We start from the raw sequence: 8,605 nt of genomic DNA, 5'->3' as shown, positions 1-8,605 counted from the left end.
GCCCCGGTGCAGGCGGACACGGACGACGAGCGGTCATCGCCACCACCTCCACCATCCGGACTACCGCTCCCCCGCCCCCAAGTCAACGAACTACCGGTACTCGACAGCGCTGTACTTCGTGATGTTGTGCTTCTTCTTGACCTTATTCCAGCCGAAGCCGCGGTCAGTGATGAGTTGGTAGTACCCAACTCTTAGTGACGCCTTACCCGGTCCAGAGTACTCAAGATGCTTGAGGATTTTGTAGGCCGGGTCGGCTTGCGCTTGAGTTTCGCCGCTGTTGGATGCGATTGCTGGGGCCGTCACGGAAGCACCCAGAACTGCAGTGATTGCTAACCCGGCAGCGACTGTTCTGGTTCTGGTCATTCAATTCCCCCTTTGGGAAGCGTGCATCGCGAGTGTGATGCAGGGAGTCTAAGGAAGCTTGCGAGGAGGGCCCAAGCTTTCACGGCTCGTGGAGTTTCAGCCGATTAAGAGGTAAGCGCATCTGAAAGTCTGCCGAAAAGGCGCTGGCGCAGGAGCACCCCATGCTGCGATCGAAGGGTGCCCGTGGTTTGGCTGGACGGCTCACGATGACGACCAGGACTTCGTCCTGCCCTCCGAGCTTGGCGCAGCGGCCAAGCACCCTGGCCCGTGTTGGTGGTCGTGGCGGACCAGGTTGACGACGCCGGAGGCATCGGTGCGCAAGCCCACGTCCTCGGGCACCGAGTGGAGGCGTGGGTTCTACGGGCGGGTCTGCAGGCCGATGCGGCGTTTCGCCGGGTGACCAGTAACTCCGCCTCCGCGCGCCCCACTGCGGGCCCACCCCCGTCTCCCCGCGATGGGGCGGACCGCTGACCGAGCTGACCGCCGATGTCGTCGACAAGCCCGGGGGTGCACCTGGGCGTCAGTAGCCTCCGCCGAGCTATCAGCCTCAGCCCACGAGATCACGTCGCGAGCACCCATCACGCACTCGCCAAGCACGAGGAGAAGGAGTCGTACCTCAAGGCCGTCGAGACGGCGCACGCCACTTCACCGGCTTCCAGGACGTCGACGGAATCCCGTCCCCCGGCCAAGTACGCAGTGTCCTTACCTGCGAGCTGGCGCCACAGATCATCTGTGAGGAACACCTGGTCACTCATCGCCCCTCGCCTCCTCGAGGTGAGCGGAGCGCGGCATCACCGGCGTGCTGGCATGCGCGGTGCCGTCGGGCAGGCCTGCGGCGTCCGCGGCTGCTTCAGCGGCTTTGGCCTGGGCGTAGTAGTCCGGGTCAGGGTTGCGGCTGCGGTGGCCGGTCTGGTCGGTGAGCTTGTGCCGGGCCTCTGGTGCGCGCGGGGCGGGCCAAACCTGGACGAGGTGCTCCTCGAGCGGGCCGGCCGGGTCGAAGTCGGTGTCACGGCCGCGGGCGTGAAAGCGGAAGCGCCACCACCGGTAGTTGTTCTCGCCGCCGTGCAGGGGGACGTCGATGAGGTCGTCTCCGACAGGCTCGCCGGCCATGGGACCCTGTCCGGAGAAGTACAGACTGATATCGACGACCTCGTCCCAGCCGTCCGTGTTCAAGGCCGGTTCGCTGTTCTGGACGTCGAAGGTGACCTCAAGATCGCCGTGCGGGATCCCCGTCTTCACGCTGGCGTACGTGCCCTCCGTGTTGACGGTGACGAGCCCGTTGCCCGCCCGGGTGCTGTCGATGTCCTCGTCAGGCGCCTCGGCGTCGGTGTCGAGCAGGACGTACTGGTGATACAGCACTGGAACCTTCACAGCCTCAGCTCTTCTCTCCGACGTCGCCTGCCCGGCCTGATGGGCACGGGGTGGCCGTGTCCGCTGCGTCGGGCGCGGCCACCCCGAGAATTACACCGTCTGTACAGCCGGGTGTCAGACCTTCACCCAGAACGCATCACGGTGCACGATCCGCTCCTTCTTCTGGAAGGTCTGGATCCGGCCGCCCTGCTTGTCCTGCTCTTCCTTGGGCACCCAGGCGGTGCCACGGCTGCTGGCGGGCACATGGTGGCCGCCCTCACGGGTGCTGGCGAACGGGTACTCGTCACAGGACAGGCCCGGCCGGGGCGGCCGCTGCCCGCGCGGGCACACCTTGTCCCTGTTGTCCTGAATGGCCCGCTCACTGGCCTCACGGTGCAGCGGCTTGCCCGAGCCGATCCGCCCGTAGTGGCCGCCCCCGGCCTGGACCCGCCGGATGTTCTTCGCGATATTCGTCAGCGATCCCATGGTGGTGAGCACCGGGATGTAGGTGTGGTGCGCACAGCCCGGATTCAGGGTGCGCCGGGTCAGCGCCCGGTTCCAGAACGTGTCGTCGCACCGGAACGGCACCGAGCGGTAGTCGAACCCGCCCGGGGCGTAGCCGGGCTTGGTGAAGGTGTAGAGGTACTTCGCCGAGGCGGAGTCCTTCTTCAGCTTGGCGACCTTGTCCTGGTAGTTCACCTTCCCGGAGATCTCCGAGCCGCCGAGCTTGCGGCCGCGCGGGAACTTGTTCGTGGGCTTGCACTTGCTGCTGCCACAGGTGACCTTCAGACCCACCGTGATCCCGCGGGCGTTGCCGACCAGGCGCGCCTTGCCGACCTTGATGGACTCCGACCACTTCAGCGACTTCTGCTTCAGCGTCATCCTGTGCGTGATGTCGAAATGCGCCGAGCCGACCGGGCGGCCGTTCCGCAGCACGTTCACCGTCGCACCGACCAGGATGCAGCTCTGGTAACGGTTGTAGATGGCCTTGCCCCGCTGACAGGGCACCGCGGCCGCCGCGCCCTCCGCCGGCGCCGCCTGCGGCTGCACCGAGCCCACCGTCACCCGCAGCACCGGCTCCTGCCCTGCCGCGGGCGCGGCCTGCGCCACCGACACCAGGCCCCCGGCCAAAGCGACTGCCACGACCCCCGAAATGACCCCGTAGGCACGTCTGCGTAACACAGGCGAATCCCCCTCCCTGCCGAGCCCCCCAAGACACCCCGCGCATCTCAACGGCAACGGCAGAGCCACGACGCTACGGCCATCACCGTCTTCGCTTACGCACACATCGGAACACGTGACCGACTTCCGCCCCCGGTATGGCAAGTTCCGGGCCCACCCCGGCCCCGTTCACCATCCCGCCGTAACTCCGGCACAGAGCATGGACGTCCCACGCCTGCGGTCCGGGGAGGACGTCCTCCAGCCCGTGGGAAGCACGCGCAGGCCCCGCCGGTGCTCCGCGAGGAGCCCTCACCAGCCGGTGAGAGCCCCTCGCCGTCATCTCACGCCGGTCAGAGGGCGGGTTCGTAGGTGACGGTGGTGGCCGGGCAGTCCTCGGCCAGACCAAGCAGGGCCTGGCGCTCGGTGTCGTCCGCGGCCAGGCTCCAGCGCAGCTTGGTGGCCACCCACGTCGCGGTGTACGTGCAGTGGTACGAGCCGTCGGAGGGCATCCACTCTGCCGGGTCCCGGTCCGCCTTGGACCGGTTGGAGGCGGCCGAGACCGCGATCAGCGTGTCCGGGGAGTCCTGGTCATTCGCGTAGGCCTCACGCCGCTTGGCGTCCCAGGCGAAACCGCCCGAATCGTGGACCTCGGCCAGCGGCACGAAGTGGTCCACGTCCAGGCGGGCGGCGTCGGTGACCGTGAGGTCGTCATACGCGCTGTGCCAGGACCCGCCGGAGAGCCGGCAACCCGCCGTCACCGTCGGGGCCAGCACAGCCTCGGCAAGGATGACCTCCTTGCGGGTGTCGCAGCCGTCGGTGAGATTCAGGCCCCTAGTCCAGTGTTTGTACAGGCTGCGCTGGTAGCCCTCGCGCTGCTCGTCGGCGACCGGCAGCTGGTCGACGGCATCGAACAGCGGCAGTGTCACCGGCTGCGCGGACGAAGGGGTGAGCGCGGTGCCGGCGTGGGCGGCGGGTGCGGTGGCGAGCAGAGGCACGGCGGCGAGGACGAGCGCGGGAAGACCACGCAGCAGGTTCTTGATCACACAGGAGGTTGTAGCGGCCCGCGGACGGGGCGGGTTGGGATACCGCGATCAGCTCACCCGTGCGTGTGCCCGGGCTCGCCACCGCAGGTTGGGGCTCTGGTCCTCCAGTCGCGTGGCGGCTCATCCGGCAGCCCCGTCGACGTATCGTCCTCATCGGCGGTCTGATCCGGACAACGCCCACTCAGGCTCACGTCGATAGAAGCGCATCGCCCACTGCGCACGATCCGTAGACACAGCGGCCAGCGCCGCACTCGCGCGACAAACACCCGCGTGGACAGGCGCTGGGCCCGATGCCTCGCCGTACCGGTCGATGTGGTCGAACACCACCTGGTGGTCATGCGCGGCGCGGACCTGCCCGGCCAGCACCTGCTCGCGGGACAAGTCCTCCAAGACCAGCTCCCGATCGGTGTTGACGTCCACGGGCGCCTGCTCCGGGGCCGGGGCAACGGCGGCCGGACGGAGCGCGGGCGCCTCGGCCGCGCCCCCCGCCGCGGCGGGGGGGGCGCCCTCCTCGGGTTGCGCGGCCGCGGCTTCGGCACGGGCCTGAGCTGCGGCGGCCTGTCTGGCCCGGTACAGGTCCCACTCGTGCGTCGCCCACACCCTGGCCGTGACGTCCTGATGCAGCTGCCCTCCGGTGCGGGCTCGTGAGCTGGGAGCACGGCGTCTCGTCGACACCACGGGCGACACAGGCCGTCCCCGTAGCCGCGCGGGGCTTTTTGCGGCTGCGGGGCGCTCTATGGGTGGGAGGGGAGCCATAGAGTCTCGATCTCGGCGGTGGCACGGTAGGTCCAGCGTTTGCGGCCATCGGACCGGCCCAGTGCGTATACGTGCCGGGTTTCCTTGCTCTTGAGGGCTCCGGCGAGGTACACCGTGCGGTCGGTGACTTGAGGGTCCAGGTTGGGGTCTCCGGCTGGGAACCGCCAGCGTTCCTTGCCGGTGGCCGCGTCCAAGGCGCGGGAGCGGTCGAAGTCGGTGAGGTAGACCATGTCTTCGGCCACGGTGAGGTCGCCGACGCTCCCGGGGGTGCTCCAGTGCCGTTTACCGGTGGCCGCATCCAGCGCGAGCACGGTGTTCCCGTCATCGGATTTCCCGACGAGGACGATATCGCCGACCGGCAGGGCACCGTTGATGACCGAGTCGGCGGTGGAGGGGTAGCTCCAGCGTCGTTGGCCGGTAGCCGCGTCCAGGGCGTACAGGGCGCTGGCAGGACCCTTCTTGGAGATCCCGCCGACGTAGACGCTCTCGCGCGTGGCGATCGCTGTGACACCGTTGAAGACGTTGGAGGGGCTGCTGTCCTGGTTGAATTTCCAGCGTCGTTGGCCGGTGGCCGCGTCCAGGGCGTGCACGACGGCTCCGCTGAGGCACAGGTAGACTGTGTCGCCGGAGGAGACCACGTTGTTCACGACGGCCGAGCTGTCCAGCGCGTAGTTCCAGCGCGGTTTTCCGGTATCCGCGTCGAGCCGGGACAGTCCTTTGCCGGTGGGAGCCTCGAACTTGGAGCGGCGGTTTTCTTTGATGACGTAGACAGCGCTGTCGGTCGCTTGCATCTGCACGTCCTCCACCACGCCGGGCGCATGTCAGCGCCGCGCGCCAGTGCGCGCGTCCAGGGCGGTGAGCCCGTCTGGGTGGGCGACGTAGAGGGTGTCGGAATGCAGAACTATCCGCGGCGGGTACTCCCCGCGCGGAACGGCGGCGCGCCACCGCCTGGTGCCGGTGAGCATGTCGAGAGCGTCGATGTGGCCCTGGGCATCGTTGATGTACATCGCTCTGCCCTGACGGGCCATATCCCGCCAGCCACTGCGGATACGGCTGGCATAGCGCCACCGTCGCTTCCCGGTGTCAGCGCTGACGGCCTCCACGGCATCGGTTGTGCCGACGTAGACCAAGCCCTCTGACACCGTGGGCCCGGGCTGCTTGTCGCCGGATGATGAAACGGTCGGCAACGGCCATCCTTGGGCAGCCCGGTCATTGAAACCGTCACCGTCCAGGACAAGCGTGCCGGCAACGAGCAGCGCGGCGGCCAGGGCGAGCCGCAATCGCACCGCGCCCGGAAGCCGGGGCCCGCTGCGCCGCTGGCCCTGGCCGCGGAGACGGGCCGGGATGTGGTGCTTGCCCAACGCGACGGCGGCCGCCAGCGCGGCGGCCCGGCCGCCCGGGGGCAAGTTGTTCACCGGTTCCTGACTGGTCACCGGGTTGTCCGCGTTGTCCGGCACGGCCGGACGGGACGAAGGCGCCAGCTCCTCGCGGGCGGCCTGGGTGAGCGTCTGGGTGAACACGTTGACCGTGCGCGCCTTTTCCAGCGCACGGCCGACATCGCTCAAGAACGCATCCGGGGCACCAACCCGAACGACGGGAGCAGCACCCCCAGGGGCCGGCCGGGACGACGTGGGCAATGCGCGCAGCACGCGCAACTGCTGCTTCACCTCCTCCACCCGGTGTTCGGCCGCCTGCGCCAGGCGCTCTGCTTCGTCCCGCTGCGCCTTGGCCTGGGCGAGTTCGGTCTCGGCATGGTGCAGCTGATCACGTGCCAGCTCGAGATCACCGGGATCGGCGGCAGGCCGGGCACGCAAGGAGTCGATCTGGGCGGTGAGTCGGCCAACCATCTGGGACAGCAGGACGGCCAGTGGAACGGCACAGGCCAGAGCCTGCTGGCTATGGCCATAGGCGTGGTGGGCGCGGGCAAGCTGTTCCTGCAGCTCGATGATGCGCCGCTGGGCCCGCAAGAGTTCATCCCGCCCGGCTCCGGCAGGTTCAGGGCCGCCAGCCGCAGGGGAGGGCGAGCGCTGATACCGCTGCCACAGAGGGCGGGCCTGGGCCAGACGGCTTTCGAGGGCCGCGTGAGAAGTGGAGCACGCGTCAGCGACAGCCTCGACAAACTCCCACCGCAGCCCCTTCCCGCTGAGCCAGGTGGACAACGTCGCCTTCGCCGGCACCCGGCCACTGGCGAAGTGCTCCGGCGTCAGCTTCCCACGCAGCCCCTCCACACCCAGGCGCGCCTCATCCACCCAGCCCCGCAGCAGCACAGCAAGCTCATTGAGCTCCTGGAACTCGCCACGCAGCGGGCCCCACGGCCTTCCCCCGGTCCCTCTGCGCTCCGGCACACGCCCCCCTCGGCGTCCGGGCCACGGCCGCTCAACCGGCCCCTTGTCCAGGCCCGTCTGGCGAACAATCCCGTCAGCCTGGCCAAAACCATGACAGCAGAGCCAACGTCAGGTGTGCAGCCCGAATCGACAGAGACGAGGACACCATGACCACACGCGCCCACCGCCCCGCCCAGACGCCCTACGCCGATCTCGTCGTCTTCCTCGCCGTCCTGGCCACCGGTGTGATCCTGATCAGCTGGCCCGTCCCGGCCGCCGACCAAACGCCGCTGCTGGCCACAGCACTGAGCACCCTGTACGCCGCCTGGCACGCCCCCCGCGCCACCAGCACCGGCTGACCCACACCGCAGAGGACACCGCGCTGGCCAGAGCGCCGCTCGCTGGCCAGCGTCAACCAATAGCAGTCACCAAGGGCCCCCTTGAGCCGCCCCTGATGCCCCGGCTCCAAGGCCAGCTACCGAGCCGGGGCGGGCATCTGGATGACGCGTGGGCCATCCGACCTCAGCCACCGAAGCGGCCGCGCCACCACCCGCAGCGTTCGGCAGGCCCGCTCACGCACCTCCCCTCCCCTCGAGGCGGGCGAACCGCGGCGCCATCGGCGCACTGTTGTAGGCGGCACCGTCCGGCAGGCTTGCGGCATCCGCAGCCGCTTCAGCTTCACGTTCGACGTCCTCGGCGGCCGCGTGACCGCGCCTGGAAGCAGGGGAGTGAGGGGGTGTTGTCGCTGGCTGGGTCACCCACGAGCGGGCCGTGTCCAGGTAGCGGATCGGGAACATTGACCACCGCGGGCCGCTACCTGCGCTTCTGCGCAGTGCTCCCGTCCGCATTGTTCCCGGCTCGTCCAAAGAGGTCGCACCTGGTGACACCCGGGGCACATGCTGTCCTCGGTTCCTGAAGGGGACGGCGTTAGCAAGCGTCGCAGGAACTGCCGTTGAACCCGAACGTACGCGAACGACGACGCGGCAAAGGAGCCTGATGAGTGGGCCAAAGTTGGGAAGCCACGCCCCGCCGGACGGATTACTCGCCGCGCTGCTCGGCGTGTCAGCACGCCGAGCAGCGTGCTCGCCTTGCCCGGCTCTGCCCGCTGCGGTGCGCGGCCTGACCGAGACAGCAGCCGTAGACGCGAGGTTCGTACTCTGCCCTGGACAGCCCCTCGGTATGGCATGCCGGGCGGAGGCGGAGACGCGCGGGAAGGGTGCAAGATGAGCACGCAACCCGCTTCCGGAGCCCGGCGCGGACGCAAACTGGGACCGATCGCCGATACGGCCCTCCCCCGGCATCGCCAATGGCTGGAGCAAGCCCGCGAGGCCTACCACGAATGCGGCCTGACGTATCAGCAGCTAGCGGACGTGAGTCGCTGGCCGCAATCGAAGATTTCGGAACTGTTGCGCGCCATCGGCCGGTATCCGCGGTGGGAAATCACCCGCGCCGTGCTGAGCGCACTTGGCTGCACCGATCCGTCCCTCGCCACCCTTCGGACACAATGGGTACTACTGATCTTTTCGTAAGTTCGGTGGGTGTTGTGGTGGTGTGGGTGGGAGGATTCCGGGGTGGCGTATGGACCCTCGCGTTCGGGTGATGGCTTGT

9 protein-coding genes are annotated in these 8,605 nt (G+C 68.7%); 2 read left to right on the top strand and 7 right to left on the bottom strand.

Annotation, left to right across the window (positions count from 1 at the left end; translation table 11 throughout):
* Positions 1–90: 90 nt before the first annotated feature.
* From IG74_RS52570 to IG74_RS0142900, 7 genes are all read right to left on the bottom strand, one after another.
* Positions 91–363 carry a hypothetical protein gene (locus tag IG74_RS52570; protein WP_158858056.1) on the bottom strand — a complete coding sequence of 91 codons (273 nt, stop codon included), beginning with the start codon at positions 361–363 and terminating at the stop codon, positions 91–93.
* Positions 364–1,110: 747 nt separating this feature from the next.
* On the bottom strand, positions 1,111–1,722 hold the full coding sequence (locus IG74_RS0142925) for a hypothetical protein (protein WP_030688899.1): 612 nt from the start codon (positions 1,720–1,722) through the stop codon (positions 1,111–1,113).
* A 126-nt stretch (positions 1,723–1,848) separates the two neighbouring features.
* The gene (locus tag IG74_RS52980; RefSeq protein ID WP_199818975.1) at positions 1,849–2,856 is read right to left on the bottom strand and encodes a NucA/NucB deoxyribonuclease domain-containing protein; all 1,008 of its coding nucleotides are present in this window, start codon (positions 2,854–2,856) and stop codon (positions 1,849–1,851) included.
* Between the two features lie 368 nt (positions 2,857–3,224).
* Entirely contained in the window at positions 3,225–3,917 is a 693-nt protein-coding gene (locus IG74_RS0142915; protein WP_030688895.1) for an HNH endonuclease family protein, read from the bottom strand.
* Between the two features lie 150 nt (positions 3,918–4,067).
* Positions 4,068–4,337 carry a hypothetical protein gene (locus IG74_RS52565; protein WP_158858054.1) on the bottom strand — a complete coding sequence of 90 codons (270 nt, stop codon included), beginning with the start codon at positions 4,335–4,337 and terminating at the stop codon, positions 4,068–4,070.
* Positions 4,338–4,651: 314 nt separating this feature from the next.
* Positions 4,652–5,482: a PQQ-binding-like beta-propeller repeat protein gene (locus IG74_RS0142905; RefSeq protein ID WP_030688891.1), complete on the bottom strand. Its 831-nt coding sequence runs from the start codon at positions 5,480–5,482 to the stop codon at positions 4,652–4,654.
* 12 nt (positions 5,483–5,494) lie between these two features.
* The gene (locus IG74_RS0142900) at positions 5,495–6,940 is read right to left on the bottom strand and encodes a PQQ-binding-like beta-propeller repeat protein (RefSeq protein WP_030688889.1); all 1,446 of its coding nucleotides are present in this window, start codon (positions 6,938–6,940) and stop codon (positions 5,495–5,497) included.
* Positions 6,941–7,164: 224 nt separating this feature from the next.
* On the opposite strand from IG74_RS0142900, the gene IG74_RS0142895 reads away from it, so the two are divergent.
* Both IG74_RS0142895 and IG74_RS51625 read left to right on the top strand, forming a co-directional pair.
* Positions 7,165–7,356 carry a hypothetical protein gene (locus IG74_RS0142895; RefSeq protein ID WP_030688887.1) on the top strand — a complete coding sequence of 64 codons (192 nt, stop codon included), beginning with the start codon at positions 7,165–7,167 and terminating at the stop codon, positions 7,354–7,356.
* An 864-nt stretch (positions 7,357–8,220) separates the two neighbouring features.
* On the top strand, positions 8,221–8,526 hold the full coding sequence (locus IG74_RS51625; protein WP_107059160.1) for a helix-turn-helix domain-containing protein: 306 nt from the start codon (positions 8,221–8,223) through the stop codon (positions 8,524–8,526).
* Positions 8,527–8,605 lie beyond the last annotated feature (79 nt).

This window comes from Streptomyces sp. NRRL B-1347 (assembly GCF_000720325.1).
Lineage (GTDB): Bacteria > Actinomycetota > Actinomycetes > Streptomycetales > Streptomycetaceae > Streptomyces.
This window is presented reverse-complemented; position numbering and strand designations above follow the sequence as displayed.